The organism is Jannaschia formosa, assembly GCF_003340555.1.
Classification (GTDB): Bacteria; Pseudomonadota; Alphaproteobacteria; order Rhodobacterales; family Rhodobacteraceae; genus Jannaschia; species Jannaschia formosa.
This window is the reverse complement of record NZ_QPLJ01000001.1, coordinates 240,762-266,645: the sequence shown is the minus strand read 5'-3', so window position 1 is coordinate 266,645 and position 25,884 is coordinate 240,762. Positions and strand designations below refer to the sequence as shown.

Genomic DNA, 25,884 nt, shown 5'->3' with positions numbered 1-25,884 from the left:
CTGCAGACCGATCCCGCCTGAAGCGGGCGAAGCCCCGCGACCCGAGCGGGGGGCAGAGCGCCCCCCAACGCCTATTGCAGCGGCACGCCGTTCGCGGTGATCCCGCCGCCCTCGGTGAACTCGATGACCGAGCGCAGCTGGTCCTCGCCGACGGTCTCGGCCACCATGCCGACCATGCCCTTGGCCATCGCCGCCTGCTGCGGCGGCACGAAGCCCAGCGCCACCAGCCGGTCGATCAGCGCGAGCCCGCCGCTCAGCGCCAGCGTGACCTGGCCCACCGGCTGCGGCACGACGCCCGGATTGGGGAAGGTCACTGCGCCCTCGCCGGTCAGCTCCGCCCCCGCCAGCGCGACGCGCAGGGTCGTCAGGTCGAGGCTCCGCAGCTCTCCCGGGGGGCCGGACAGCGTCGCCATCGCCTCAGGGTCGCCGAAGATGTCGGCCCGCATCAGCGCCGTGCCGGACAGGTCCAGCAGCAGCGTCGCCGGATCGCGCGGCAACTGACCCGTCGGGTCGAACAGCGACCAGAGCGCGTCGTCCAGCACGAGGTCGCGCAGCGACAGCGTCAGGCCGAAGGGCTTCGGCTCCTCCGAGGCGCCGACGGGCAGGCGGAAGCCCGCTCCGAACTCCTCCAGCGATCCGGTGATCGGGACCGGGAAGGCCGCCAGCTGCACCGCCATCTTCGCCGCGGTCGAGGACAGGTCGTAGGTCAGGCTGTCGGCGCCGAGCGCGAAGCCGATGCGCCCGCTCTCGGAGCTGCCGGTCAGCGAGAAGGGCCCCGACTCCGAGGAGGAGACGGTCAGCGTCGTCGCGCTGCCCCCATGGGTCGCACTGCCGTCGAACATGAGCCCCATCTGCGACAGCGACGCCGTCTCGGGCGCGGCCGTCAGGTCGACGGTGCCCGAGGATTCCGACTGCACGTCCGTCAGCGCATAGGTCATGTCGAACGGGTCCGGCCCGGCGCCCGCGATCGACAGGAGCACCGTCGCCGCCGAGAGATCCTGGTCGAGCTGCACGGTCTGGCCCTCGCCGGTGCTGTTCAGGGTGCTGTCGAAGCCGGTGATCGTCGCGCTGCCGGTGACCGGCACCTCCTCGCTGTCGTCCGAGAAGCTGTAGACGACCTCCTCGGCGTCGAAATCGTAGACCCGGCCCGCGCCTTCCTCGCGCGCGATGACCTCCAGCCCCTCGGACTCCATGACGATGGTCTGGGTCTGGGGCAACGGCTCGCCCGCAGCCGTGGTCTCGGTCACGATCTCCAGCCGGGCGGGGATCTCGATGGCGAGGGTTCCGTCCTCCCGCTCGACCAGGGCGATGTCGCCGTAGCGCGTGCTGGTCTCGATCCCGCCAAAGGACGCGGCGGTCGAGAGCCCGGTCAGCGTCAGCCGCCCGTCCGCATAGGTCTCGCTCGCCGCCGTGAGCGTGCTGCCCATCGCGGCATAGACCTCCTGCCAGTCGGCCCAGACCTGCTCGGCCGACAAATCGGCCGCTGCGGGTCCGGCGGCGAGGGCAAGCGCCGCCCCGGCCGCAATCGCATGTTTCGGCATGGTGAACCTTTCTGTATCGAATGCTTGAACCCACCATCCCCGGCCCCGCATCCGGGGTCAACCGGAGGCAATCATGACCGACCTCACGTCCAAGACCGTGCTCGTCACCGGCGCCTCGCGCGGCATCGGCGCCGCCGCCGCCCGCGCCTTCGCCGGGGCGGGCGCGAATGTCGTGCTGCTGGCCCGCTCCACACTGGAAATCGCCGACATCGCCGGCGAGATCGGCAAGCGGGCGCTGGCCATCCCCTGCGACGTCGCCGGCTGGACCGAGATGTCCCGGGCCGTGCAGGTCACGCTCGACACCTATGGCTCGCTCGACGTGCTCATCAACAATGCCGGGATGATCGACCCGATCGGCGGCCTGGCCGAGACCGATCCCGCCGCCTGGACGCGGCTGATCGACGTGAACCTGAAGGGGGTCTACCACGGCATGCGCGCTGCGATCCCGGTGATGGCGGAGCAGGGCGGCGGGACGATCATCACCATCTCGTCGGGCGCCGCGCATCGGGCGCTGGCGGGCTGGTCGGCCTATTGCACCTCGAAGGCGGGCGCGAAGATGCTGACCGAGGCGGCCCATGCCGAATACGGCGAGACGCTGCGCATAATGGGCCTCTCGCCCGGCACGGTCGCCACCCAGATGCAGCGCGAGATCAAGGCCTCCGGCGTCGGCCCCGTCGCCCAGCTGGAGTGGGAGGATCACATCCCCGCCGACTGGCCCGCGAAGGCGCTGGTCTGGATGTGCTCGCCCGAGGCCGACGACCTGCGCGGCACCGAGCTCAGCCTGCGCGACGAGGCGCTGCGCGCCCGGATCGGGCTCGCCGCGTGATCCGGGCCGAGCGGGACGGCGCCACCCTGGTCCTGACCATCGACCGCCCGGACAAGGCCAACTCGCTGACCGCCGCCATGCTGGAGACCCTGGGCGACCACGTCCTGGGCCTTGGCCCAGAGACGGGCCTGCTGATCCTGACCGGCGCCGGCGGGAAGGTGTTCAGCGCCGGCGCCGACCTCGCGGAGGCGAAGGCCGGCCTCGCCACCTCCCCTCTCTGGGAACGGCTGTCCGGCGCCATCGCGGCGCGGCCCTGCCTGACCGTCGCGGCGCTCAACGGGACGCTCGCGGGCGGGGCCTTCGGCATGGCGCTGGCCTGCGACCTGCGCCTGTCGGTCCCCCAGGCCCATTTCTTCTACCCGGTCGCGAAGCTCGGCTACCTGCCGCAGCCCTCGGACCCGGCCCGCCTCGCCGCGCTGGTCGGCCCGGCCCGCGCCAAGCTGATCCTCGCCGCGGGCGCCCGGCTCGATGCCTCCGAGGCGCTGGCCTTCGGCCTCGTCGACCGCATCGTCCCCGATCCGCTGGAGGCAGCGCGCCAGCTGGCAGTCGGGCAGCCCGATCAAGTCGCGGCGATCAAGGCGATGGTGCCCTGACAGGGCGGGCGGTCCGGCCGGCCCGGCGGCCTGCCCTTCGATGCTCCGCAAATATGCCGGGGGGGCGAGCGAAGCGAGCGGGGGCAGAGCCCCCTCCGCCCCCGCCCAAAGGCGCCGTGCGTCAGTTCGACAGACCGCGCCGCTGCATCTCCAGCGGGATGTTGAACAGCCCGCTGCCCAGCGAGGCACCGGCCTGCATGTCGCCGAGGATGACGGTCGTCTGCGACCCGGTGTCGTCGGTGATCACCCATTGCCGCAGGGTCGTGGGCGAGGGGGTGAAGACCAGCTGGATGTTGCCGTATTGCGGGTTCTGCGGGTCCTGCAGCGTGATCGAGGTCTGCGTCGCATCCCCGCCATGGCCCACGACCATGCCGGAGTTCAGGTTGACACTGTCCGCGAGGATCAGCGACAGCGGCGTCTGCGACAGCGGGTACTGCTCGGGCGGGGTGTTCGACACAGGATCGAACACCGCGACCTGTCCGCCGCCGGCGATGACGAGCGACTTGTTGGGCGCGTCGTAGTCGAACCGCGCCCGCCCGGGACGGCGCAGCGACAGGTCCCCGGTCGAGATCGTGCCGTCCGGGTTCACCTGCGTGAACTCCGCCTTGGCGGTCCGGAAGCTGTTGAGGTAGCGGCCGATCTCGCTGATGGAGATCTCGGCCTGCGCGGGCAGGGCCAGCGTGGTGAGGGCGAAGGCGAGAATGGCGAAGGTGCGCATGGAAGCTCCTGACGTCGTGTCCGGGGGATATAAGGGCCGGGATGCGCGAAGTCTCGTCGTCATGCGATGACGTGCCGTCGTCAGGCGGCGACAGCCGTAGGACCTCGGACCCGCCCGCGGCGGGGAGGGGGCTCCGCCCCCGTCGCCTGCGGCGACTCCCCCGGAGTATTTTCGGCCACAGGAAGGCCGGGACAATTTTATGCGAATGCCGTCCATCGCGGCCCGTTCACGAGCAGACCCGACGGCGAGGGTGGTCCCCGCGCCCCCGGCCTGCCAGAAGCGGGACAGTCAAGCCGGAGCCGCCGATGCCCTTCACTCTCGCCACATGGAACATCAACTCCGTCCGCCTGCGCGAGGCGCTGGTCCATCGCCTGCTGACCGACGAGGGGCCGGACGTGCTCTGCCTTCAGGAATGCAAGGCCCCGGTCGAGCTGATCCCCCGCGCGGCCTTCGAGGCGCTGGGCTACCGCCACATGGTCGCGCGCGGGCAGAAGGGCTACAACGGCGTCGCCATCCTGTCGAAGCTGCCCCTGCGCGAGGTCGGGGCCCATGACCACGCCGCGCTCGGCCATGCCCGCCACGTCGCGGCGCAGCTCGAGGACGGGACCGTGATCCACAACTTCTACGTCCCCGCCGGCGGCGACGTGCCCGACCGGGAGGTCAACGAGAAGTTCGGGCAGAAGCTCGACTACCTCGCCTCGATGCGCGACGGCTTCCGGGCCGAGGCCCCGCGCCGCGCGATCCTCGTCGGCGACCTCAACATCGCGCCGCGCGAGGACGACGTCTGGTCGCACAAGCAGATGCTGAAGGTCGTCTCCCATACGCCGGTCGAGGTCGCGGCCCTGGGCGAGACGCAGGAGGCCGGCGCCTGGGTCGACGTGACCCGGCAGGACCTCCCGGAGGGCAACCTGTATTCCTGGTGGTCCTACCGCGCCAGGGACTGGTCCGCCGCTGACAGGGGCCGCCGGCTGGACCATATCTGGGCCACGCCCGACATCGCGAACGCGGCCCATTCCTCGCGCATCCTCCGCGACGCGCGCGGCTGGGACAGGCCGTCGGACCACGTCCCGGTGATGGCGACGTTCGACCTCTGACCGCGAAGCCCGGGAAGGGCGCCGCCGCGGTCGCTGTCTCGACGTCCGGGGTGGACACGTACTCAGCCGGGTCTCATAACCTCCTAACTTTGATGGGTTAATCTCTTGTAACCTATTTAGAGAAAGGACCTGCGATGACATCTCCCACCGTGGCGAACGCCCCCAATCCCCGTGACGACGGCAACCCGTCCCTGACCGCGCTGTCGGACGGGCGCATCGCCATCGGCTACCAGTCCCGCCGTCCGGACGGCGCGTTCGACGTGGTCCTGCGCATTCGCGAGGCCGACGGATCCCTTGGGCCGGAATATCGCCCGGAGGGAGACTGGAGCCGGGCTCGCGATACCGAAGCGGCGGAGCTGAGCGACGGGTCGCTGATGATGACCTGGCTCGCCGAGACGCGCGATGCGAATGGTCGCCGGATCGACAACATCATGGGGCAGCGCCTCTCCGATTCGGGGACTGCACTTTCCCCCGTGGTGGCGCTGGATTCGCGTCCAGCCTCGCAGGGCCGATACGAGGATAACTCGATCGGGACTTCCTCTAGCGGCTTCAGCGTGACTGCGGTCGCGAGCGGCCAGAAATTCCATACACGCTTCGACACGAACGATGTCCTGGTCCCGGGGGGGAACTCGTCATTCGAGACATCGGCAGTGGTCCAGTTCGGATTTCTGCCCCCCGACTACGCGACGCGGTACTATGGCGCGGAATACCCTCTCGATATCCGTCTCCGCGATTACGAAATCACGCGGCTTGCGGATGGGGACATGATCGCGACGGTGCTGCAGGCCCCTTCGGGGGCTCCTTACGGAGGAGGCGTGAAAAGGTACTGGAACCCGCCCGAGTACGCGCCGCTCCACCTCAGCTTCGCCAGCGACCCCGATGCCGTAGCCATCCCGGTGGTGGAGGACAGCCGCACGATGGGTATCGGTGACTTCGCGGTTGTCGCCCTGCCGGACGGCGGCTTCGTCGTGACCTGGGCTGTGGGTGGCGGCGTTCACGCGCAGCTCTTCGACGAGGACGGCGGGCATCGCGGCGACAATTTCAGGGTCGCCACGACCGATCTTCCAGCACCGCGCGTCGCCGTCGTCGCTGTCTCCGAAGACGAGATCATGTTTGCCTGGCCAGACAGCCCCGCGGGGAACAGGGACGTCTTCTTCCGCACCGTCCCCGTCGAGACATTGGACGAAGGCATCTTCACCCAGCAGGAGCTTCCGTTCCTGGAGGCCAAGGGCGAGATCACTGGAGATCCGCTCGAAGGGGCTACCCTGCGTCTATCCGGCAGCGTCGAGTCGAACTACGCCATCGAGAGCACGAGCCTGCAGTGGTTCCGCAGCAAAGAGGGAGGCGGGTCCGAGGCGATCGAGGGCGCCACGGGCCTGCGCTTCACCCCGGGCGCCGAGGAAGTCGGCAAGAGGATCTCCGTCGCTGCGACCATCGAGATCGCGACCGGGCAAACCCGCACCGAGTGGGTCTCCCTGCGCGACCAGGACGACCCGTGGGGCTCGGCCGCGACGATCGAGAACGTGCCTGATCCCGCCGAAGGCAGTATTCTGATCGCTGGTCTGCCCTATGTCGGTCGCGCCCTGACGGCCCGCCCCGAGATCACCGACAAGGACGGCATCCCCGAAGACGCGTTCCTCTACCAGTGGTTCCGCGGAGAGCAGCCGATCGCGGGCGCGTTCATGCCCCGCTACCGCGCCACGGCGGAGGATCTCGGCAACGAACTTTCGGTGCGGGTCAGCTTCGTCGACGCCCAGGGCGCGCTGGAGCGCATAGGGTCGCAGCCCATCTCCGTCGTTACCGGTCCAACCGAGGGCGACGACGTCCTGATCGGTGGCGCCGGGGATGGCCGGATCACCGGGCTTGGCGGCGACGACCGGCTCGATGGTGGCATTGGGAACGACGTGCTCACCGGGGGCGAGGGGGCGGATATCTTCGTTTTCACCAAGGGCCACGAGATGGACAGGATCGCCGACTTCACGCCGGGCCAGGACCGCGTCGAGTTCGGCTTCGACGGGATCGGCGGCGCCGGCCAACTGCTGCGCGAGGCGCAGGTCCGTCAGGCCGGCCCGGACGTCGTGATCGACTTCGGCGAGGGCGACGTGCTGACCCTGATCGATATCCAGCGCGGTGACCTTTCGGCCTCCGACGCGATCTTCGCTTGATATCCCGGGGCGCGGCTCGCTTGCGGCGAGCGCGCGTCCCCCCTAGATCACCCGTGGATCACCCATCGATCATACGTCCTTTCCTACCGACCGCGGAGCCCGCCCCATGCTCGAACTCGGACAGCCCCAAGCCCAAGCCTCCGACCTCGTCTTCGACGTCGAGGAGAGGACCTTCATGCAGGACGTCGTCGAGACCTCCCGCACGGTCCCGGTCATCGTCGACTTCTGGGCGCCCTGGTGCGGGCCCTGCAAGACGCTCGGGCCGCAACTCGAGGCGGCCGTGCAGGCGCAGGGCGGCAAGGTGAAGATGGCCAAGGTCGATGTCGACAGGAATCAGCAGATCGCGGCGCAGCTGCGCATCCAGTCGATCCCGACGGTCTATGCCTTCTGGCAGGGCCAGCCTGTCGATGGCTTCCAGGGCGCGATCAGCCAGGCCGAGGTGAAGGAATTCGTCGGCCGGGTCGCCGCGCTCAACACCTCCGAGGCGGACGCGCTCGCCGAGGCGGTCGCCGCCGCCGACGAGATGCTGGAGCAGGGCGCCGCCGTCGATGCCGCCCAGACCTTCGCCGCCATCCTTGACGAGGCGCCCGACAACGCCGCCGCCCTGGGCGGGTTGGCTCGCGCCCATGTCGCGCTGGGCGAGCTGGACGAGGCGCAGGCCCTTCTCGACGGCGCGCCCGCCGGGCTTGCCTCTGCGCCCGAGCTGGAGGCGGCGCGCGCCCAGCTCGCGCTCGCCCGCCAGGCCGCGAGCGCGGGACCGGTGGCCGAGCTGACCGCCGCGGTCGAGGCGGATCCCGACGACCACCAGGCGCGCTTCGACCTCGCGCTGGCCCTTCAGGCGACGGGCGACACCAAGGGCGCCATCGACATGCTGCTGGAGCTCTTCCGCCGCGACCGGGAGTGGAACGAGGGTGCGGCGCGGACGCAGCTCTTCACCATCTTCGACGCGGCCGGCCCGAAGGACCCGGCGGTGCTCGCCGGACGGCGGCGCCTGTCCTCGATGATCTTCGCCTGAGGGCGCGACGGAACTTCGCGGGGGGCGGCCTGTTCGCCCGCGCGTTCTGCCCTACCTGCACGGCATGATGCGAACGACCGACCTTCCCCCGACGATTCCCGTCTTTCCCTTGCCCGGCGCCCTGCTGCTGCCGCGGGCGCGGTTGCCGCTGCACATCTTCGAGCCGCGCTACCTGCAGATGATCGACGACTGCCTCAAGACAGAGCATCGCCTGATCGGCATGGTCCAGCCCCGCGCCCAGCCCGCCCGCGACGGGCGGGCGCTGCAGACGATCGGCTGCGCCGGGCGGCTGACGCAGCTGTCGGAGACCGAGGACGGGCGCTACATGATCACCCTCGCGGGGGTGTCGCGCTACCGGATCACGCGCGAGATCAGCGGCTTCGCGCCCTATCTGAAGGCCGACATCTCCTGGGACGGATTCGAGCGCGACCTGGGCAAGCCCGAGGTCGACACGGGCTTCGACCGCTCCGCCTTCCTCGACCTGCTCGGCCGCTATTTCGAGAGCCAGCATCTCTCAACCGACTGGGACTCCCTGCGCGACGCCGAGGAGGAACTGCTGCTCAACTCGCTCTCGATGCTCTGCCCCTTCGAGCAGGAAGAGAAGCAGGCCCTGCTCGAGGCGCCCAGCCTCGCCACCCGCCGCGAGACGGTGGTCACGCTGATGGAGATCGCCCTGCGCGGCGGCGCTGCCGAGGGCAAGCCGCAATGACCGAGGAGCCCGAGCACGACCGCCGCATGCTGGAGGCCCTGGTCTGCCCCCGGACCCAGGGCCCCCTCACCTGGGACGCGGAGCGCAACGAACTGGTGTCGAAATCCGCCGGACTGGCCTATCCGATCCGCGGCGGCATCCCGATCATGCTGATCGACGAGGCCCGCCGGCTGGAGTGAGGGGCCGCTTGGCGCCGTTCGAAGGTTTACGGGGCGACGCGGGCGGCCTCGGCCGCCGGTGGGCGCGAAGATGCTCGAACTCGGCGGGGTCTACCGGAGTCCCGTCCGCGCTGCGGCATCAAGCGATTTCATCGCGAAGATCCGGCCCCAAGCAAGAGATCCCGAGAGGGTGACGCCCCGCAGGGCCCTTGGGTTTGATCCTGTGGTCCGGCGCCGTGTCGTCCTGTCGCTGCTGCGGGTTGCGAGGAGCGGTGGAAATCATCGCCTGCGTCGGACAGTCCGACGGTCGGCCCTGTCCGCGAGGCGAGTCTCTACCCCTGCATGAGTCGCGGCACTTCCCCTGCGAGCCCGGCCGCCTGACGGATGAACGCTCTCCGGGCGATCGGCGTGGCCGAGATCAGCCCCATGCCGAGGTCGCGCCCCAGCCGCAGCAGCGGATTGTCGTTCGAGAACAGACGGTTCACCGCATCTGTCGCGACTCCCATCGCCGCCGTGTCGAAGCGGCGCCAGCGCTGGTAGCGGGCCAGCACGTCCGGCGCGCCGATATCCTCGCCGCGCCGCCGGGCCTCGCGCACAACGTCCGAAAGCGCGGCGATGTCCTTGAAGCCGAGGTTCAGGCCCTGGCCCGCGATCGGGTGGATGCCGTGCGCCGCGTCGCCCACCAGCGCCACGCGCGGGGCGACGAAATCCTGCGCGAGGCTTAAGGACAGCGGATAGGAGTAGCGCGTGCCGGTCAAGGCGATCTCGCCCAGGAAGTCGCCCACGCGGGGGCGCAGGATGTCGAGATAGGCGTCCTCGGGCAGGGCGTTGAGCTTCGCGGCGGTCCCGGCGGCCTCGGTCCAGACGATGCTGGAGCGATTGCCGCGAAGCGGCAGGATCGCCAGCGGGCCGGCGGGCATGAAGAACTGGTGTGCCACGCCCTCGTGCGGGCGGTCGTGCGAGATCGCGCAGACCAGCGCCGCCTGGTCGTAGCGCGCGCCGACCCGCCCGATCCGCGCCCGCTCCGCCACGCCCGAGCCTCGCCCGTCGCAGCCGAGCAGCAGCCGTCCGGTGAGCCGCGTGCCGTCGCCGAGCGTCACGGTCGCCGATGCGGCCTCCGTCTCCTGCGCGATCACGGTCGTGCCGAAGCGCATCTCGATGCGGGGCTCGGCGGCACAGGCGTCCAGCAGGGCGGGGCGCAGGTGCCGGTCCTCGATCATCTGGCCCATGAAGGGCTCGCCGATCTCTGCGGCGTCGAAGGCGAGGTGCAGGGCCGCCGCGCCCTCGCCCGCGCGCCCGTCCGAGGCGCGGATGCCGGTGATCGGCTGCGCATCCGGCGCCAGCCTGTCCCACAGATCGAGCGCGCGGAGCATCCGCACCGAGCCAAGCGCCACCGCATAGCTGCGCCCGTCGAAGGCCCCGTCGAAGTCTTCCCGGGGGCGGGCGTCGATGACGATGCTGCGAAGCCCCTCGCGGGCGAGGGCGAGCGCGGCGAGGGGGCCGTTCAGCCCGCCGCCGACGATGAGAAGATCGGTATCCATGGGGCACATATGCCTTCGTTCCTGCCATTGTCCAACGCGGTCAAGGCCCCTAGCGTTGCGCCAGATTCACGGAGGCGAAGATGGACGACTGGCTGGCCCTGAGCGGCGCCGAACTGGGGCGCGGCATCGCGCGGGGCGAGATCGATGCGGAGGCGCTGTGCGAGACGTTTCTGTCCGCCATCGCGGCCCATCCGCATCGCGACGCGATCTTCACCACTGTCACCGAAGGCCGCGCCCGCGCCGAGGCCTCCGCCGCTGCCCGCCGGGCCCGGCTGGGCCTGCGCCGGGGGCCGCTCGACGGGGTGCCGGTCAGCTGGAAGGACCTGTTCGACTGCGCGGGCGAGGTGACCGCCTCGGGCTCGGCCCTGCTGGCGGAGCGGGTGGCGTCGCGCGACGCGGCCGTGCTGGCCAACGCGACCCTCGGTGGCAGCGTCTGCCTTGGCAAGACCCACATGTCGGAGCTGGCCTTCAGCGGGCTGGGGCTGAACCCGATCACCGCGACGCCGCCCAACGTCAACGACGCGGACCTCGTCCCGGGCGGCTCGTCCTCGGGGGCGGCGGCCTCGGTGGCCTTCGGGCTGGCGCCCATCGCCATAGGGTCGGACACCGGGGGCTCGGTCCGCAACCCGGCGGCCTGGAACGATCTGGTCGGGCTGAAGACGACGCTGCACCGGGTCGACGTCACCGGCGCCGTGCCCCTGGTCGAGAGCATGGACACGATCGGCCCGCTCTGCCGCACGGTCGAGGACGCTGCGCTGGCGCTGGCGCTGATCGAGGGCGGCCGGGCCGCCGACCTGCGCGGCGCGACGCTGGCGGGGCGGCGGTTCCTCGTGCTGCAGGACTATGCCGAAACCAGCCGCGACGCACCGCGCGAGGCGTTCGAGACGGCGCTCGCCCGACTCTCCGACGCGGGCGCCCGAATCGAGCGCGGCGTCTCGGAGCCCGCGAACCGCGCGATGGCGCTGACGCCGCTCCTGTTCTCGCCGGAAGCCTATGCGATCTGGCGCGAGACGATCGAGGCCGCGCCGGGCAAGATGTATCCGCGCATCCTCGAACGTTTCCGCACCGGCCGGGACGCCAGGGCCTCGGACGTGCTGGCGGCCTATCGCGCCCGCGCGGCGGCCCAGGACGAGTATCTGGCCGAGACCGCCGGATACGACGCCGTCCTGCTGCCGACCTCGGCGATCCTGCCGCCGGACCGGCGCCGGCTGGAGGAGGACGACGATTACTACGTCAGCGAGAACCTGATGGCGTTGCGCAACACGCGGGTCGGCAACGTGCTGGGGCTCTGCGGACTGACGCTGCCGACCGGCGTGCCGTCCTGCGGGCTGATGGCGCTGGCGCCGCCCATGGCGGAAGAGCGGCTGCTGAGGATCGGCGCGGCAATGGAGCGCGCGCTGACGTGACGGGCAGGGCGCGTGCTGCGCCAGACACTTGACCCGAAAGACACACACGTGGCGCGGTCGCGTCAGACCATTGGACCCGCCGCGCCCGAAGAGGCTATCATCGCCCCCGAACGGGGCCGACAGAGTTCCCGCACGAGGCATCAGGCATGAAACTACCGAAGCGGTTCTCCGAACTGCCCGAATACGCGTTCCCCCGGCTGCGCAGGCTTCTGGGCGACCGGGCGCCGGGCTCGAACGCGCCCGTAGAGATGACGATCGGCGATCCGCGCCACGACCCGCCGGGATTCGTGGCCGAGGTCATCGCCGAGCACGCGGCCGGCTTCCGTGGCTACCCGCCGAACGACGGCGCGCCCGAACTGCTGGAGGCCTGCGCCCGCTGGCTCGACCGGCGCTACGGCTACGCCGCCGACCCCGCGACCGACATCCTTGTGCTGAACGGCACGCGCGAGGGGCTCTACAACACGACGATGGCGCTGTGTCCCGAGCGGAAGGCGGGGCAGGTGCCCGCCATCCTGACGCCCAACCCGTTCTACCAGGTCTATGCCGTCGCCGCGCTCTCGGTCGGGGCGGAGCCGGTCTATGTCGACGCGACCGCCGAGACCGGGCACCTGCCGGACTTCTCCGCGCTGGACCCGGCGCTGCTGGACCGTACGGCCGAGGTCTATGTCTGCTCGCCCGCCAACCCGCAGGGCGCGGTGGCCTCGCTCGACTACTGGTCGCGGCTGCTGGAGCTGGCCGAGCGGCACGACTTCAAGATCCTCGCCGACGAATGCTATGCAGAGATCTATGTCGGCGCGCCTCCGACCGGCGTGCTGGAGGCCGTGCGCGTCACCGGCGCCGACCCGGAGCGGGTTGTGGCCTTCCATTCGCTGTCCAAGCGGTCGAATCTCGCCGGGCTCCGCTCCGGCTTCGCGGTGTCGGGGCCGGGAAACATCCGGCAGATGAAGCAGCTGCGCAACTATTCCGGCGCGCCGCTGCCGCTGCCGCTGCAGATGGCCGCCGCCGCCGCCTGGGACGACGAGGCCCACGTGGTCGAGAACCGCAGGCTCTATGCCGCGAAGTTCGCGGCGGCGGAACGCATCCTGGGCGACATCCCCGGCGTCACGATCCCCGAGGCGGGGTTCTTCCTGTGGTTGCCGGTCCCCACGGGCGACGGCGAGGCGGCGGCGCTGCGGCTCTGGACCGAGGCGGGCGTGAAGGTCCTGCCCGGCGCCTATCTTGCCCGCGACACCGCCGGGGGAAATCCCGGCACCCATTTCGTGCGCGTGGCGTTGGTGGCGCCGCTCGACGACGTCGAGGCGGGGCTGACCCGCCTGCGCGATCACCTCTACATCTGACGGAGACCCTATGGCGTACCAGGTCCGACAGCGCGATCCCCTTCTGGACAGCAACCTTCAGATCACCCTGGCCCGGCGCGGCCGGGAGGGGCTGGGCGTGGTCATGGTCCTGCTGGGGCTGGTCCTGGCGGCGATGCTCTGGTCGTCGCATCCCGACGACCCGAACTGGCTGGCCGCGACCGACGCGCCGGCGCAGAACTGGTTCGGCCTGCTGGGCGCCTCGGTGGCGGCGACGCTCTATTTCGGGCTGGGCTACGGCGCCTATGCGCTGGCCGCCGGGCTGGTCGCCTGGGGCCTGCGGTTCGCCACGCATTGGGGGGCGGAGCGGGCGCTGCCGCGGATGCTGTTCGTCGCGCTCTGGGCGCTGGTGCTGTCTCTCTACTGCACGTCGATGACGCCCTCGCCGGGCTGGAGCTACGATTTCGGCATGGGCGGGCTGTTTGGCGAGACGCTGACCGGGGCGCTCCTGAACATCCTGCCGATCCATGCGGCGGTGGGGCTCCGGCTCTTCACTCTTCTGCTCGCGGCGGCGGTCGTCGGCTTCGGCGCCTGGGTGCTGGGCTTCACCCGGGAGGACATCGCGCAGGGCGTGGTGTTCGTGCTGAACGGCTTCGGGTCGGCCTGGTATCTCGTCCGGCTGATGACCGGCGCCGCGGCACGCGGTGCGGCCACAGGCACGGCGCGGACGGCCGTATCGCTGCGCGACCGGCGCGCCGCCAAGGCCGAGGCCGCCGAGCGCGAGACGGCAGAGCCCGAAGATGACGAGGCGCCGAAGCGCCGGCTTTCCTCCTGGCTGCCGCGCTTCCCCGGACCGCTGGCGCAGGCGTCCGACGAGGCGGAGCCGGGTCTTCCTGCGGACGAGGACGACCGTGTGCGCGCCCGCATCGCCTCGGCCGTCGAATCCCGCGTGCGCCGCAGCCGCGTCCCCGAGGCCCCGGCGCCAGGGACCGGCCGGGCCGAGCCGAAGCTGACCGCCACGAGCGCCCCGGTCGACGCGCGGCCCGAGCCTCGGCTCCACGCGCCGGAGCCGGCGGCCGGTTTCGTGCCGCCCCCACCTGAGGCCGCACCCCGCGCCGAGCCGTCGCTCGGCGCCCGCCGCGTGGCGCCGCGGATCGACGATGAGGACGAGGAGGACGAGGACCTGATCGAGGCGCCAGAGTCCGCGCCCGCCCGCCCCGCCGTGTCGCGCAAGGTCGTGCAGCCCGCCGCCAGGCCCCCCGCGCCGTCGAAGCGCGCGAAGGCCGAGGCGCAGCCGGGCCTGCCCTTCGACGGGTCCTCGGACGATTACGAGATGCCGCCGCTCGCGCTGCTGGCCGATCCCGCGACGGTCGAGCGCCACGTTCTCTCCGACGAAGCGCTGGAGGAGAACGCGCGGATGCTGGAATCCGTGCTCGACGATTATGGCGTCAAGGGTGAGATCACCCAGGTCCGCCCCGGCCCGGTCGTCACCATGTACGAGCTGGAGCCCGCGCCTGGCCTCAAGGCCAGCCGGGTCATCGGGCTGGCCGACGACATCGCGCGGTCGATGTCGGCCCTCTCGGCCCGGGTCTCGACCGTGCCGGGACGCAGCGTCATCGGCATTGAGCTTCCCAACGAGCGGCGCGAGAGGGTCGTCCTGCGCGAGATCCTGTCGGCGCGCGACTACGGCGACGGCACGCAGGCCCTGCCGCTGGCGCTGGGCAAGGACATCGGCGGCGCGCCGATCATCGCCAATCTCGCCAAGATGCCCCACCTGCTGATCGCGGGCACCACGGGCTCGGGCAAGTCGGTGGCCATCAACACCATGATCCTGTCGCTGCTCTACAAGCTGCGGCCCGAGGATTGCCGGATGATCATGATCGACCCGAAGATGCTGGAACTCAGCGTCTACGACGGCATACCGCACCTGCTGAGCCCCGTCGTCACCGACCCGAAGAAGGCGGTCGTCGCGCTCAAATGGGTCGTCGGCGAGATGGAGGAACGCTACCGCAAGATGTCGCGCATGGGCGTGCGTAACATCGACGGCTACAACGGCCGTGTGGCCGATCTGCTGGCCAAGGGCGAGCTGATCACCCGGACGATCCAGACCGGCTTCGACGAGGAGACGGGCGACCCGGTCTTTGAGACCGAGGAGGAGATGCCCGAGAAGATGCCCTACATCGTCGTCATCGTCGACGAGATGGCCGACCTGATGATGGTCGCGGGCAAGGAGATCGAGGCCTGCATCCAGCGCCTCGCCCAGATGGCGCGGGCCTCCGGTATCCATCTGGTGATGGCGACGCAGCGGCCGTCGGTCGACGTCATCACCGGTACGATCAAGGCGAACTTCCCGACCCGGATCAGCTTCCACGTGACGTCGAAGATCGATTCGCGGACCATCCTGGGCGAGATGGGGGCCGAGCAGCTTCTGGGCATGGGCGACATGCTCTACATGGCCGGCGGCTCCAAGATCACGCGCATCCACGGGCCGTTCTGCTCGGACGAGGAGGTCGAGGAGATCGTCAACCACCTGAAGTCCTTCGGCCCGCCGGACTACGCGGCGAGCGTCCTGGACGGTCCCGATGGCGAGGCGGCGGGCGATATCGACGCGGTTCTGGGCCTCACGGGGGGCAACACGGGGGGCGAGGACGCGCTCTACGACCAGGCGGTGGCGATCGTCGCGCGCGACCGAAAGTGCTCCACCTCCTACATCCAGCGCAAGCTGGGCATCGGCTACAACAAGGCCGCCCGCCTCGTGGAGCAGATGGAGGACAACGGCGTGGTCGGTGCCTCCAACCAGGTCGGCAAGCGCGAGATCCTCGTGCCGGAGGCATAGCCCCTGTCGGCGGGCCGGCGGCAAGCGGCCGCCGGCGCGGGCTTTCTGGTGACGCAACGGAAGAATGGTCTTGGCGACAGGGCTCGGGTTCCGGTTAAGCTGGTCTCCTGTACGGGAGGACAGACATGCTAGACACCACGATTGCCGACCAGACCCAGGACTTTCTCGACGGCTTCGGCCGCGCCCTGGAGGAGGGCGACGTGAAGGCCGCGACCGAGATGTTCGCCGAAACCTGCTATTGGCGCGACCTCGTCGCCTTCACCTGGAACATCCGCACGATGGAGGGCCGCGACCAGGTCGCCGACATGCTGCGGAGCCAGCTATCGGCCACCAGGCCCGGCGGCTGGCGGCTGGCCGACGGCGAGGTGCCGACCGAGGACGGCGGCATCGTCACCGCCTGGATCGCCTTCGAGACCGGGGTCGCGCGCGGCTACGGGCTGATGCGCCTGAAGGACGGCAAGATCTGGACCCTGCTCACCACCATGGTCGAGCTGAAGGGCCATGAGGAGCCGCATGGCGAGAACCGGCCGCTCGGCGCCAAGCACGGCGCCGCGAAGAACCGCCCCACCTGGAAGGAGGAGCGGGAGGCCGAGGCCGCGAGCCTCGGCTACGAGACCCAGCCCTATTGCGTGATCGTCGGCGGCGGGCAGGGCGGCATCGCGCTGGGCGCGCGGCTGCGGCAACTGGGCGTGCCCACCATCATCGTCGAGCGCAACGCGCGGCCCGGCGACAGCTGGCGCAACCGCTACAAGTCGCTCTGCCTGCACGACCCGGTCTGGTACGACCATCTGCCCTACCTGAAGTTCCCCGAGAACTGGCCCGTCTTCGCGCCCAAGGACAAGATCGGCGACTGGCTGGAGATGTACACCAAGGTCATGGAGCTGAACTACTGGACCAAGACGACGGCGAAGTCCGCGACCTATGACGAGACCGCGAAGGAATGGACGCTCGTCGTCGATCGCGACGGCGAGGAGGTGACGCTTCGCCCCAAGCAGCTGGTCATGGCGACCGGCATGTCGGGCAAGAAGCGGATGCCCGACTTCCCCGGCATGGACCGCTTCAAGGGCGTGCAGCAGCACAGCTCCGAGCATGACGGGCCCGACAGGTGGGCGGGCAAGAAGGCGGTCGTCATCGGCTCGAACAACTCCGCCCACGACATCTGCGCCGCGCTCTGGGAGAACGACGTGGACGTCACCATGGTCCAGCGCAGCTCGACCCATATCGTGCGGTCGGACACGCTGATGGAGGTCGGGCTGGGGGACCTCTATTCCGAGCGGGCGGTCAAGGCGGGGATGACGACCGAGAAGGCGGATCTGATCTTCGCCTCGCTGCCCTATGCCATCCTGCACGAGTTCCAGATCCCGGCCTATGCCGCGATGAAGGAGAAGGACGCGGAGTTCTACGAGGGGCTGGAGAAGGCGGGCTTCTGGCTCGACTGGGGCGACGACGACAGCGGGCTCTTCATGAAGTACCTGCGCCGCGGATCGGGCTATTACATCGACGTGGGCGCCAGCCAGCTCATCATCGACGGCAAGATCAAGCTGAAGCGCGGGCAGGTCGCCGAGGTGGTCGAGGACGGCGTGGTGCTCGACGACGGCACGAAGCTGGAAGCGGACCTGATCGTCTATGCGACCGGCTACAACTCGATGAACGGCTGGGTCGCCGACCTGATGGGGCAGGAGATGGCTGACCGGATCGGCAAGGTCTGGGGCCTCGGCTCGAACACGACCAAGGACCCGGGTCCATGGGAGGGCGAGCAGCGCAACATGTGGAAGCCGACCCAGCAGGAGGGTCTCTGGATGCATGGCGGCAACCTGCACCAGTCGCGTCACTATTCGCAGTTCCTGGCCCTGCAGCTGAAGGCGCGGATGGAGGGGATTCCGACCCCCGTCTACGGGTTGCAGGAGGTCCATCACCGAAGCTGACGCGACCGGCCGCCGCGCCCGTCTGCGGCGGCCGACAGCGCGAGGGGGAGGGCCGCGCCTGCCAGCAGGGCGGCCGCCCCGAGCGCCGGTCCCGTCCCCGCCCAATCCGCCAGCAGCCCCGCCAGCGGCGGGCCGGCCATCGACCCGACGGACATGGCCAGCACCAGCGCCGTCAGCCCGATCACCGGCAGGGCGGGGAACAGCCGCAGCGCCGTCACCGAGAGCAGGGCGGCGAAGATCATCACGCTCGCCCCCATCGCCCCGGACGCGGCCAGCACCACCGCCCAGGCGCCGGGCCAGAGCGCGGGCCCGAGGCAGCCCAGCCCCGCGAGCGCGACGCAAAGCGCCAGCGCCGCGCGCAGCCCGACCCTTCTTTCCAGCCTGGCGGTGCCGAAGCCCAGCGCACCCCAGATCCCGTAGGACAGGAACACGAGGCCGCCGACGAGGAGCGGACCGCTTTCGGCGCTCGCGGCGACATGGTCGACGGCGAAGGTCGAGAAGACGCCCGTGACCGCGCCGAAGGCCAGGGCCAGCGCGTGGAACGGCCGGACCTGCGGGCGCAGCACGCGGGCGCCGACATGGGCTGCGGTCAGGTGTCTCGCATGCGGCGAGGGCTCCGGGCGCAGACGCCCGGTGGACGGCAGCAGCGCGCAGGCGAGCGCAGTCACCAGCCCCGCCGCCGCGGCCGTCGCCCACCAGGCCAGGCGCCAGCCCGCGCCGGTCCAGGCCAGCGCCAGTGCGCCCAGTCCCATCGCGGCGATCCCGAGCGTCGTGCCGGTCGAGACCACCGACAGCAGCCCGTCCCGCCGGCTGCGCCGCACCAGCCGTCCCGCGAGGGCGTTGAACGGCGTCCAGCAGAACCCCGCGGAAAGCCCCGCGACGATCACGCCGGTGGCGAGCGTCGGGACGCCTCCGGCCATCGCCACCGTGGCGCAGCCGCCCGTGGCGCAGAGCCCGCCGACCAGGATCGGCAGCTTCGCTCCCGCCACGCGGCTCAGCAGCGAGGCCGCCAGCAGGGCCGCGGCGAAGCCAGCGAAGGCGCCGGACGCGATCAGCCCCGCCTGACCGGCGGAGAAGGAGAGATCGCCGCGGATCGAGGGCAGCAGCATGCCGTAGGCCAGCCGCGCGGGACCGAAGGCGAGTGCGGTCGCCCCGATGCCGACCGCCGCCGTTCGGCGCTGCCATCGCAGCAGCGCCGGTGATCGCCGCCCCCCGGTCCGGCGCAGCGGAGAGTCGCCGACGAATGCCGGGCGCATCATGGTCCTCCTCCGCGGTCGGTAGGGTCCAACGCGAGGGGCATCAGGGGCGTTCCGCGGATCGGGTTACGCGTCCCGCGACGCGCCGGCGGATCGCGGCCCGGGCTTCACGATCCCGTGCTATCCGTTTGCCTGGCCACGGCGGCCTTCTATGCTCCGGTCGAAGATCCAACGTCCCGAACCAAGCCGAGAGGTTCCCATGCCGACGTTCCCTCGCCGCACGCTCCTGATCGGGGCCGCCGCCGCTCTGGCCGCGCCCGTCCTCTTCCGTCCTGCCCGCGCCCAGGGGCTTGCGCCCACGCCGACGATGCGGGGCGGGGCCAACAACTATCGCCCCGGCGCGCCCATCGTGGAGCGGATCGGCGGCGGCGGCTTCCTGATGACCGGCTCCGTGCGCCGCGCGGGCGACGGGGCGCCGCTGGCCGGCCGCCGCATCCAGGTCTGGGCGCACACGACCGAGGGGCATGAACGCGACGCCCGCTCTCACGGGGCGACGCTGACCGACGCCGAGGGGCGCTTCGCGCTCGACATGCCGCAGATCGTACCCGCCTTCGGCCAGCCGCACGGGCATCTGGCCTATGATTCGGATTACGACGATGGCGGCTTCCGCACCGTCTTTCTGCGGCCGATCATGGGATCGCCCGGCGACCGGACGCTGGACGTGGCCTTCGTGCTGGAGCCCGCCTGATCCGTCCGCTCCTGATCTGGAGCGCGGTGCTGGCGGCGGTGGGCCTGCCCCTGGCCGTCGCCGCGACCAGCCCCCTCCTCGAATGGCGCGGCCCTGTCTACATCATCGCCGGGCTGGCCGGGGTGGCGGCTCTGGGGGTGCTGCTGGTGCAGCCGCTGCTCGCTTTCGACCGGCTGCCGGGCCTCCGCGGTCGCGTCGCGCATCGCTGGCTCGGGGCGGGCCTCGTGATGCTGATCCTGGTCCATGTCGCCGGACTCTGGATCACCAGCCCGCCCGACGTCATCGACGCGCTGACCTTCACCTCGCCCACGCCTTTCTCGGCCTGGGGCGTCATCGCGATGTGGGCGGCCTTCGGCGCGGCGGGACTGGCGGCGGTGCGGCGCAGGCTTTCGCCCCGCTTCTTCCGGCCCGCCCATACCGCGCTGATCCTCGTCGTCGTGACCGGGACCATCGTCCACGCGCTGCTGATCGTGGGCACGATGGGGGTCGTGACGAAATGGGCGCTGTGCCTTCTGGTCGCCGCGGTGACGCTGTGGGTCGTGGCCGGGCGCCGGGCCTGGGTGCCCTTGCTGCGCCGGTCAGGCCGGGCCGACACGCCGCGCCGCCAGGACTAGCATCAGCAACGCCACCAGCCCCGCGACGGCATAGGCGCCCAGCACCGCCCGCAAGTCGGCCTCGGGCATCAACCCGATCCCGGTGGTCGAGGCCGCCGCGACCCACAGCGATCCCGCAAAGAGCAGCCGCGCGAGGAGGCTCTCGACCGACAGCAGCGTCGCCCGCGCTGCCTCCGGCAGAAGCGGCTGCACCCGCGCCAGCAGATAGGGCCGGGCCAGCGCGTCCGGCACCATGCGCACCAGAAGCAGCAGCACCGCCAGCGGCCCCGCCGCGAGGGCCAGCGCGCCCGGCAGCGCGACCTGCAGCGCGAAGGCCGCCAGCAGCATCGCCGTCAGCCCGATGGCGCGGCGCAGGTGCGGCGCGACCAGCGATACGGCGAGCGACACGCTCATCATCCCCGCCGTGACCGCGCCGGAGACCAGCGGCGTCTCGTCGGCGAAAGCGGTGCCGTCCAGCACCGACAGGATGAAGGGCTGGCCGAAGACGAAGGGCACGTGGCTGAACCCGTACATGAGCATCATCAGCGCCAGCAGCCACAGAAGCAGCGGCTTCCGCAACGCTCCGCCGATCTGCGACAGCGCGGCCAGCTCTCCCTCCTGCCGCGCCGCGCGCGGCGGCTCCCGCAGGGCGAGGGTGACGGCGGTCAGCGCGGTGAAGGCCGCGGCCGTGGCCCAGTAGGCCCAGGTCAGGTCGATCCGCGCCAATGCGCCCCCGGCCAGCGCCGACAGCGCCAGCCCCGCGAAGCCTGCGCGCCAGCCCACGACCTCGTGGCGCTCGATCTCCGCCTCGCGCCCCTCGGCGGCCAGCGTCTCGTAGAGCAGCGCGCTGTCGGTGCCCGAGGCGAAGGCCTGATGCGCGCCGAGCAGGACCTGCGCCAGCGCGAACCACCAGAAAAGGCCGCCCGCGCCCTGCATCGCCGCGGCCGCAAGCGCCGCCGCCGAGGACAGGATCAGCGTCGGCCGCCGGCCCCAGCGGTCCGAGAACCAGCCCGAGGGCACCTCCAGGACAGTGGTCGCGATGTCGTAGATCGCATAGATCGCAATGGCCTCCGCCGCCGACAGCTCCGCCTGGATGTAGAGAAACCAGATCGCCTGCCAGAACAGCAGCGAGCGCAGGAAACGGTACCAGGGCCAGAGCGCGAGGTTGCGCGTCACAGACGCGCGACCAGGAAGTCGCGGAACGGCATCAGCGCCTCGAGACGGTCGAGGAGCGCCGTGACCAGCCCATCGCCTTCGGCCCGCCAGCCCCGGGGGAGCGGCATCCCGAGGGCCAGGGACTTTCGGCGCAGCAGGTCGCGATGGGGGTGGTCCGGCGCGTAAGGCTTCGGCACGCGCCTGAGCGGCTCCGGTCCGATCTCGGCCAGATGGCCGCCCGACGCCTCGATGACCTCGGCCAGCCGGTCGCCCCAGCGGTCGACCATGGCGCGATAGCGCGCCAGCCCCTCCTTGTCGAAGCCGGGCGTGCCGCAGCCGACGAAGGTGCGGTCGGGCTCGATCCCGAAGTAGAAGGCGGGGGCGAGGCTGTCCGCATCGCCCGAGGACCAGAGCATCGCCAGCATCGTCTTGTAGGGCGCCTTGTCCTTCGAGAAGCGCACATCCCGGTTGATGCGGAAGACCTTGCCCGCATGGGGATCGCCGGTCATGCGCGACAGGTCCTCGGCCACGAGCCCGGCGAGCAGCTTCGCGGGCGCCTCGATATCGCGCTTCCAGCCGTCCTTGCGCGGCTCGAACCAGTCCTTCGAGTTGTTCCGCGCCAGCTCTCCGTAGAAGGTCTGCGCCCGATCGAGCATCTCGGTGAAGCCGTCCGCCATCGCATCCCCTCGCGCCGCCCCCTCGGGGACTGTGACGACCCGGCCCGGCAAATCAAGCTTGCGATGTGCCGGGGCGCGAGAGAGGGTCGCCCCCGAAGCGTCGGACGGCATCATCGACCCGGATCGCCCCGCGAAGGTCCCGAGGTGGCCGGGTCTCCAAGGGCCCGCGTGGGTCGATCCCGTCGCCCGACGTCCCAGCCTTGCCGGAGCCTGCCCCGTGACCACGAACCTTCGCGCCCTCGTCCCGCTGCTCCTTGCGGCGGCGATGCTGCTGGCCGGGAACGGGTTGCAGGGGACGCTGGTCGCGCTGCGCGCCACCGCCGAGGGCTTCGCGCCGGTCACGATCGGCCTGCTCGGCGCAAGCTACTTCGTCGGCTTCCTTGCCGCCTGCTTCGTCACTGCGCGGATGATCCGCGCGGTCGGCCATGTCCGCGTCTTCGCCGCCCTCGCCTCCATCGCGGGGGCGGGAACGCTGGTGCTGGTGCTGGCGGTGGACCCCTGGGTCTGGGGCCTCGTGCGGGCGGCCATGGGGTTCTGCTTTTCGGGCCTGTTCATGGTCATCGAGTCCTGGCTCAACCAGTCCGCCCATCCGTCAGAGCGGGGGCGGGTGCTGTCGCTCTACCGCCTCGTCGACCTCACCTCGGTGACGGGCGGCCAGTTCCTGCTGCCGGTCTTCGGCGTGGCCGGATTCGAGATCTTCGCGGTCACCGCCATCCTCTTCGCGCTGTCGCTGCTGCCCGTCGCGCTGACCGACACGTCGCGGCCCGAGCCGCCGAAATCGCCCCGTTTCCGGCCCGGGGAGCTTTGGCGCCTCTCGCCCGTGGCGGTGCTGGCCGCGCTCAGCATCGGGCTCACGACCAGCGCCTTCCGGCTGATCGGCCCGCTCTACGCGCAGGAGATCGGCTTCGACACGGCGCAGGTGGCGCTGTTCATGAACGCGGGCATCCTGGGCGGCGTGCTGCTGCAATGGCCGCTCGGCGCCCTCTCGGACCGTCTGGACCGGCGCTGGACCTTGTTCGGCGCGACGTTGGGCGCAGTCGCAGCCGGGCTGTTCCTGAACGCCGCCGCGGCGCCGGTCGCGATCTATGTCGGCGCGCTGGCCTTCGGGGCCTTCGCGATGCCGCTCTATTCGCTGGCGGCGGCGCAGGCCAACGACCGCGCCGGGCCGGAGGGGGACTATGTCGCGATCTCGGCGGCGCTGATCTTCTGGTTCTCGGTCGGCGCCATCGTCGGCCCGCTGACCGCCTCGGCGCTTGTGCAGGGCTTCGGGCCCGCGGCGCTCTTCGCCTATACGAGCGCGGTCCACGGCGCGATGGCGGCGATCACGCTGGTCCAGATCGCCCGCCGCGCCGCCGTCCCGCGAGAGGGGCGCGGGCCCTTCGTCGCGCTGCTGCGGACCTCGCCCGCGATCTTCCGGTTGGCGCGGCGCGGGAACGGGAAGTGACTCGCGGCCTCCGCCGTTCGAGCGGTCGACGACGCAAGTTCCGGGTCGGGTTCTTCCGCACCCTCATCAACGGACGCCTCGGCCCGCACGAAAAAAAAGGCCGGACACGAAGTCCGGCCGAGTCCAACAGGGAGGTTGCGCCCGATAGACCGCAGGCGCCACGGTATGAGATCAACTTAAACCCAGCCGCACCGGTTCCGCTAACGTCAATTGGTCGTAGGCGGGAATGTGCGGCCGCTTGTGGCCGGACCGTCACGCCATGAGGCGATAGCCGCCACTTTCCGTCACAAGAAGGCGCGCATTCGAGGGGTCCGGCTCGATCTTCTGGCGCAGGCGGTAGATATGGGTCTCAAGCGTATGGGTCGTCACGCCCGCGTTATAGCCCCAGACCTCGTGCAGCAGCACGTCGCGGGCCACCGTGCCGTCGCCGGCGCGGTAGAGGAACTTGAGGATGTTCGTCTCCTTCTCGGTCAGGCGGATCTTCTTCTCGTCCTCGGTCAGGAGCGTCTTCATCGAGGGCTTGAACGTGTAGGGCCCGAGCTGGAAGACGGCGTCCTCGGACTGCTCGTGCTGGCGCAGCTGCGCGCGGATGCGGGCCAGAAGGACGGGGAACTTGAAGGGCTTGGAGATGTAGTCGTTCGCCCCGGCATCGAGCCCGAGGATCGTGTCCGCATCGGTGTCGTGGCCGGTCAGCATGACGATCGGGCACTTGACGCCCGACTTGCGCATCAGGCGGCAGAGCTCTCGCCCGTCGGTGTCGGGAAGGCCGACGTCGAGCACGATCAGGTCGTAGATCTGCTCCTTCGACCGGGACATGGCGGTGGCGCCCGAATCGGCTTCGAAGACGTCGAAATCCTCGGTCATCACCAGTTGCTCGGCCAGCGCGTCGCGCAGGTCGTCGTCGTCGTCCACCAGCAGGATCTTCTTGAGGTTGGCCATCTTTGGTCTCCGGGCATGTCTTGCGGCATTGGTGACCCAACGAGAGGCCGTCGCCAAGCGCGTTGCGGCGCTTCTCACGGGCGCTTCACGGCGACGTGTCGCCAAGGGCCGAATTGTTTCATAAGCAGGCCCGGACGGGCCGGGAGCCTGCCGCAATGTTTCAGACCCGATCCTGCCGGAGACGCCATGCTGGGCCCGACCGCCACTGAACTCGCCGCCCGCGCGCGCACCGACCTGCGGCTCGGGCTGCCGGTCGCGGTCGGCCCGCTGGTGCTGGCCGCCGCCGAGACGCTGGGGGCGGAGCGTCTGGCCGCCCTGCGCGCGCTTGGACCGCTGGTCATTGCGCTGACCGGGCGGCGCGCGGCGACGCTGAAGGCGCGCGCCTATGACGGCGACATCGCCCGCGTGCGCGTGCCCGAAGGGGCGGACCTGACCTGGCTCCGCGCGCTGGCCGATCCGGCCTTCGACCTGCGCGTGCCGATGAAGGGACCGCTCGAGACGCTGCGTGGTGGCGACGCCACGGCCTGGCGGACCGGGATCGCGCTGGCCAAGGCGGCGCAGGTCCTGCCAGCCGTCATCGGAGTCGAGGCGGCGCCGCCCGAGGGCCTGACCCGCCTGCCCGCGATGCTGCCCGACGAGGCGAGCGCGCCGCAGGGGGTCGCCACAGCCCGTCTGCCGATGCTGGCCGGGGCAGGCCGGCTGCACGTCTTCCGCGAGGGCGCGGGCGGGGAGGAACATTACGCCGTCGAGATCGGCCAGGTCGACCGTGCCGCGCCGGTGCTGGTGCGGCTGCATTCGGCCTGCTTCACCGGCGACGTGCTGGGCTCGCTCAAATGCGATTGCGGGCCGCAGCTGCACGGCGCGCTCGACGCGATGGGGGCGGGGTCGGGTGTGCTGCTCTATCTCAACCAGGAGGGGCGGGGGATCGGACTGGCCAACAAGATGCGGGCCTACGACCTGCAGGACCAGGGCTTCGACACGGTCGAGGCGAACCACCGGCTCGGCTTCGAGGATGACGAGCGCGACTTCCGCCTCGGCGCCGGGCTGCTGCGCCGGATGGGGATCGGGCGCATCCGGCTTATGACGAACAATCCCCGCAAGATCGCGATGATGACCGGGCAGGGGGTCGAGGTGGTGGAGCGGGTGCCGCTGCATGTCGGGCGCGGCCCCGAGAACGCGGGCTATCTGGACGTGAAGCGGGCCAAGTCCGGCCATCTGGAGTGACGGGGGGAAGCGGCGGGCAGGGGCATCGAGCCCCCGCCCGCCGCTGCCTCCGGCGGGAGTATTTGCGGCCACAGGAAGGAGGGGCG

The 25,884-nt window shown here is 70.8% G+C and carries 22 protein-coding genes; 15 read left to right on the top strand and 7 right to left on the bottom strand.

Going from position 1 to position 25,884, the window contains the following annotated elements:
* Nucleotides 1-71: 71 nt before the first annotated feature.
* Nucleotides 72-1,541: a DUF2125 domain-containing protein gene (locus DR046_RS01370; protein WP_115379189.1), complete on the bottom strand. Its 1,470-nt coding sequence runs from the start codon at nt 1,539-1,541 to the stop codon at nt 72-74.
* A 73-nt stretch (nt 1,542-1,614) separates the two neighbouring features.
* Here DR046_RS01370 and DR046_RS01365 point away from each other — a divergent pair, with 73 nt between their 5' ends.
* Together DR046_RS01365 and DR046_RS01360 are read left to right on the top strand one after the other, a co-directional pair.
* Nucleotides 1,615-2,367 carry an SDR family oxidoreductase gene (locus DR046_RS01365; RefSeq protein WP_115379187.1) on the top strand — a complete coding sequence of 251 codons (753 nt, stop codon included), beginning with the start codon at nt 1,615-1,617 and terminating at the stop codon, nt 2,365-2,367.
* A complete protein-coding gene (locus DR046_RS01360; RefSeq protein WP_115379185.1) occupies nt 2,364-2,960 on the top strand; it encodes an enoyl-CoA hydratase/isomerase family protein in 597 nt (198 codons plus the stop codon). The genes DR046_RS01365 and DR046_RS01360 overlap by 4 nt, the downstream gene beginning before the upstream one ends.
* Nucleotides 2,961-3,081: 121 nt before the next feature.
* Here the strand turns inward: DR046_RS01360 and DR046_RS01355 are convergent, their stop codons facing one another.
* Nucleotides 3,082-3,678: a LolA family protein gene (locus tag DR046_RS01355; RefSeq protein ID WP_115379183.1), complete on the bottom strand. Its 597-nt coding sequence runs from the start codon at nt 3,676-3,678 to the stop codon at nt 3,082-3,084.
* 305 nt (nt 3,679-3,983) lie between these two features.
* Here DR046_RS01355 and DR046_RS01350 point away from each other — a divergent pair, with 305 nt between their 5' ends.
* From DR046_RS01350 to DR046_RS01330, 5 genes are all read left to right on the top strand, one after another.
* Nucleotides 3,984-4,772, top strand: a complete 789-nt coding sequence (locus tag DR046_RS01350) for an exodeoxyribonuclease III (protein ID WP_115379181.1) — start codon at nt 3,984-3,986, stop codon at nt 4,770-4,772.
* A 134-nt stretch (nt 4,773-4,906) separates the two neighbouring features.
* The gene (locus tag DR046_RS01345; RefSeq protein ID WP_135227237.1) at nt 4,907-6,937 is read left to right on the top strand and encodes a hypothetical protein; all 2,031 of its coding nucleotides are present in this window, start codon (nt 4,907-4,909) and stop codon (nt 6,935-6,937) included.
* A 106-nt stretch (nt 6,938-7,043) separates the two neighbouring features.
* Nucleotides 7,044-7,952: a tetratricopeptide repeat protein gene (locus DR046_RS01340; protein ID WP_115379177.1), complete on the top strand. Its 909-nt coding sequence runs from the start codon at nt 7,044-7,046 to the stop codon at nt 7,950-7,952.
* A gap of 64 nt (nt 7,953-8,016) precedes the next feature.
* Nucleotides 8,017-8,661: an LON peptidase substrate-binding domain-containing protein gene (locus tag DR046_RS01335; protein WP_115379176.1), complete on the top strand. Its 645-nt coding sequence runs from the start codon at nt 8,017-8,019 to the stop codon at nt 8,659-8,661.
* Entirely contained in the window at nt 8,658-8,840 is a 183-nt protein-coding gene (locus DR046_RS01330) for a Trm112 family protein (protein WP_115379174.1), read from the top strand. Before DR046_RS01335 ends, DR046_RS01330 begins: the two co-directional genes overlap by 4 nt.
* 311 nt (nt 8,841-9,151) lie before the next feature.
* Here the strand turns inward: DR046_RS01330 and DR046_RS01325 are convergent, their stop codons facing one another.
* On the bottom strand, nt 9,152-10,360 hold the full coding sequence (locus DR046_RS01325; protein WP_115379172.1) for an FAD-dependent monooxygenase: 1,209 nt from the start codon (nt 10,358-10,360) through the stop codon (nt 9,152-9,154).
* Nucleotides 10,361-10,440: 80 nt separating this feature from the next.
* Here DR046_RS01325 and DR046_RS01320 point away from each other — a divergent pair, with 80 nt between their 5' ends.
* The 4 genes from DR046_RS01320 (at nt 10,441) to DR046_RS01305 (ending at nt 17,822) form a co-directional block, all read left to right on the top strand.
* The gene (locus DR046_RS01320; protein WP_115379170.1) at nt 10,441-11,766 is read left to right on the top strand and encodes an amidase; all 1,326 of its coding nucleotides are present in this window, start codon (nt 10,441-10,443) and stop codon (nt 11,764-11,766) included.
* 146 nt (nt 11,767-11,912) lie between these two features.
* Complete coding sequence (locus DR046_RS01315) at nt 11,913-13,103, top strand: aminotransferase class I/II-fold pyridoxal phosphate-dependent enzyme (protein WP_115379168.1); 1,191 nt, start codon at nt 11,913-11,915, stop codon at nt 13,101-13,103.
* 10 nt (nt 13,104-13,113) lie between these two features.
* Nucleotides 13,114-15,897 (top strand): DNA translocase FtsK, encoded by a 2,784-nt coding sequence (locus DR046_RS01310; protein ID WP_115379166.1) that lies wholly within the window; start codon nt 13,114-13,116, stop codon nt 15,895-15,897.
* A 125-nt stretch (nt 15,898-16,022) separates the two neighbouring features.
* Nucleotides 16,023-17,822 carry an NAD(P)/FAD-dependent oxidoreductase gene (locus DR046_RS01305; protein ID WP_115379164.1) on the top strand — a complete coding sequence of 600 codons (1,800 nt, stop codon included), beginning with the start codon at nt 16,023-16,025 and terminating at the stop codon, nt 17,820-17,822.
* Here DR046_RS01305 and DR046_RS01300 read toward each other — a convergent pair.
* A complete protein-coding gene (locus DR046_RS01300) occupies nt 17,810-19,078 on the bottom strand; it encodes an MFS transporter (protein ID WP_167766833.1) in 1,269 nt (422 codons plus the stop codon). The two genes, DR046_RS01305 and DR046_RS01300, sit on opposite strands and share 13 nt — an antisense overlap.
* 199 nt (nt 19,079-19,277) lie before the next feature.
* On the opposite strand from DR046_RS01300, the gene DR046_RS01295 reads away from it, so the two are divergent.
* Nucleotides 19,278-19,766, top strand: a complete 489-nt coding sequence (locus DR046_RS01295) for a peptidase associated/transthyretin-like domain-containing protein (RefSeq protein WP_115379160.1) — start codon at nt 19,278-19,280, stop codon at nt 19,764-19,766.
* A gap of 26 nt (nt 19,767-19,792) precedes the next feature.
* Nucleotides 19,793-20,380: a ferric reductase-like transmembrane domain-containing protein gene (locus DR046_RS01290; protein ID WP_245190749.1), complete on the top strand. Its 588-nt coding sequence runs from the start codon at nt 19,793-19,795 to the stop codon at nt 20,378-20,380.
* Here the strand turns inward: DR046_RS01290 and DR046_RS01285 are convergent.
* Nucleotides 20,345-21,535, bottom strand: a complete 1,191-nt coding sequence (locus tag DR046_RS01285; RefSeq protein WP_245190748.1) for an MFS transporter — start codon at nt 21,533-21,535, stop codon at nt 20,345-20,347. The two genes, DR046_RS01290 and DR046_RS01285, sit on opposite strands and share 36 nt — an antisense overlap.
* Complete coding sequence (locus DR046_RS01280; protein ID WP_167766831.1) at nt 21,532-22,191, bottom strand: DUF2461 domain-containing protein; 660 nt, start codon at nt 22,189-22,191, stop codon at nt 21,532-21,534. Before DR046_RS01280 ends, DR046_RS01285 begins: the two co-directional genes overlap by 4 nt.
* 217 nt (nt 22,192-22,408) lie before the next feature.
* On the opposite strand from DR046_RS01280, the gene DR046_RS01275 reads away from it, so the two are divergent.
* Entirely contained in the window at nt 22,409-23,635 is a 1,227-nt protein-coding gene (locus DR046_RS01275) for an MFS transporter (RefSeq protein ID WP_245190747.1), read from the top strand.
* Nucleotides 23,636-23,887: 252 nt separating this feature from the next.
* On the opposite strand, the gene DR046_RS01270 is transcribed toward DR046_RS01275, so the two are convergent.
* Complete coding sequence (locus DR046_RS01270) at nt 23,888-24,574, bottom strand: response regulator transcription factor (protein ID WP_115379152.1); 687 nt, start codon at nt 24,572-24,574, stop codon at nt 23,888-23,890.
* Between the two features lie 186 nt (nt 24,575-24,760).
* On the opposite strand from DR046_RS01270, the gene ribA reads away from it, so the two are divergent.
* Nucleotides 24,761-25,798 (top strand): GTP cyclohydrolase II, encoded by a 1,038-nt coding sequence (gene ribA, locus DR046_RS01265; protein ID WP_115379150.1) that lies wholly within the window; start codon nt 24,761-24,763, stop codon nt 25,796-25,798.
* Nucleotides 25,799-25,884 lie beyond the last annotated feature (86 nt).

What these genes read in the sequence shown, in the direction of transcription:
- DR046_RS01350 (WP_115379181.1), top strand. Translation starts at nt 3,984, where the DNA reads ATGCCCTTCACTCTCGCCACATGGAACATCAACTCCGTCCGCCTGCGC.
- DR046_RS01325 (WP_115379172.1), bottom strand. Translation starts at nt 10,360, where the DNA reads ATGGATACCGATCTTCTCATCGTCGGCGGCGGGCTGAACGGCCCCCTC.
- DR046_RS01330 (WP_115379174.1), top strand. Translation starts at nt 8,658, where the DNA reads ATGACCGAGGAGCCCGAGCACGACCGCCGCATGCTGGAGGCCCTGGTC.
- DR046_RS01340 (WP_115379177.1), top strand. Translation starts at nt 7,044, where the DNA reads ATGCTCGAACTCGGACAGCCCCAAGCCCAAGCCTCCGACCTCGTCTTC.
- DR046_RS01270 (WP_115379152.1), bottom strand. Translation starts at nt 24,574, where the DNA reads ATGGCCAACCTCAAGAAGATCCTGCTGGTGGACGACGACGACGACCTG.
- DR046_RS01310 (WP_115379166.1), top strand. Translation starts at nt 13,114, where the DNA reads ATGGCGTACCAGGTCCGACAGCGCGATCCCCTTCTGGACAGCAACCTT.
- DR046_RS01355 (WP_115379183.1), bottom strand. Translation starts at nt 3,678, where the DNA reads ATGCGCACCTTCGCCATTCTCGCCTTCGCCCTCACCACGCTGGCCCTG.
- DR046_RS01370 (WP_115379189.1), bottom strand. Translation starts at nt 1,541, where the DNA reads ATGCCGAAACATGCGATTGCGGCCGGGGCGGCGCTTGCCCTCGCCGCC.
- DR046_RS01300 (WP_167766833.1), bottom strand. Translation starts at nt 19,078, where the DNA reads ATGCGCCCGGCATTCGTCGGCGACTCTCCGCTGCGCCGGACCGGGGGG.
- DR046_RS01345 (WP_135227237.1), top strand. Translation starts at nt 4,907, where the DNA reads ATGACATCTCCCACCGTGGCGAACGCCCCCAATCCCCGTGACGACGGC.
- DR046_RS01295 (WP_115379160.1), top strand. Translation starts at nt 19,278, where the DNA reads ATGCCGACGTTCCCTCGCCGCACGCTCCTGATCGGGGCCGCCGCCGCT.
- DR046_RS01335 (WP_115379176.1), top strand. Translation starts at nt 8,017, where the DNA reads ATGATGCGAACGACCGACCTTCCCCCGACGATTCCCGTCTTTCCCTTG.
- DR046_RS01305 (WP_115379164.1), top strand. Translation starts at nt 16,023, where the DNA reads ATGCTAGACACCACGATTGCCGACCAGACCCAGGACTTTCTCGACGGC.
- DR046_RS01280 (WP_167766831.1), bottom strand. Translation starts at nt 22,191, where the DNA reads ATGGCGGACGGCTTCACCGAGATGCTCGATCGGGCGCAGACCTTCTAC.
- DR046_RS01315 (WP_115379168.1), top strand. Translation starts at nt 11,913, where the DNA reads ATGAAACTACCGAAGCGGTTCTCCGAACTGCCCGAATACGCGTTCCCC.
- ribA (WP_115379150.1), top strand. Translation starts at nt 24,761, where the DNA reads ATGCTGGGCCCGACCGCCACTGAACTCGCCGCCCGCGCGCGCACCGAC.
- DR046_RS01365 (WP_115379187.1), top strand. Translation starts at nt 1,615, where the DNA reads ATGACCGACCTCACGTCCAAGACCGTGCTCGTCACCGGCGCCTCGCGC.
- DR046_RS01320 (WP_115379170.1), top strand. Translation starts at nt 10,441, where the DNA reads ATGGACGACTGGCTGGCCCTGAGCGGCGCCGAACTGGGGCGCGGCATC.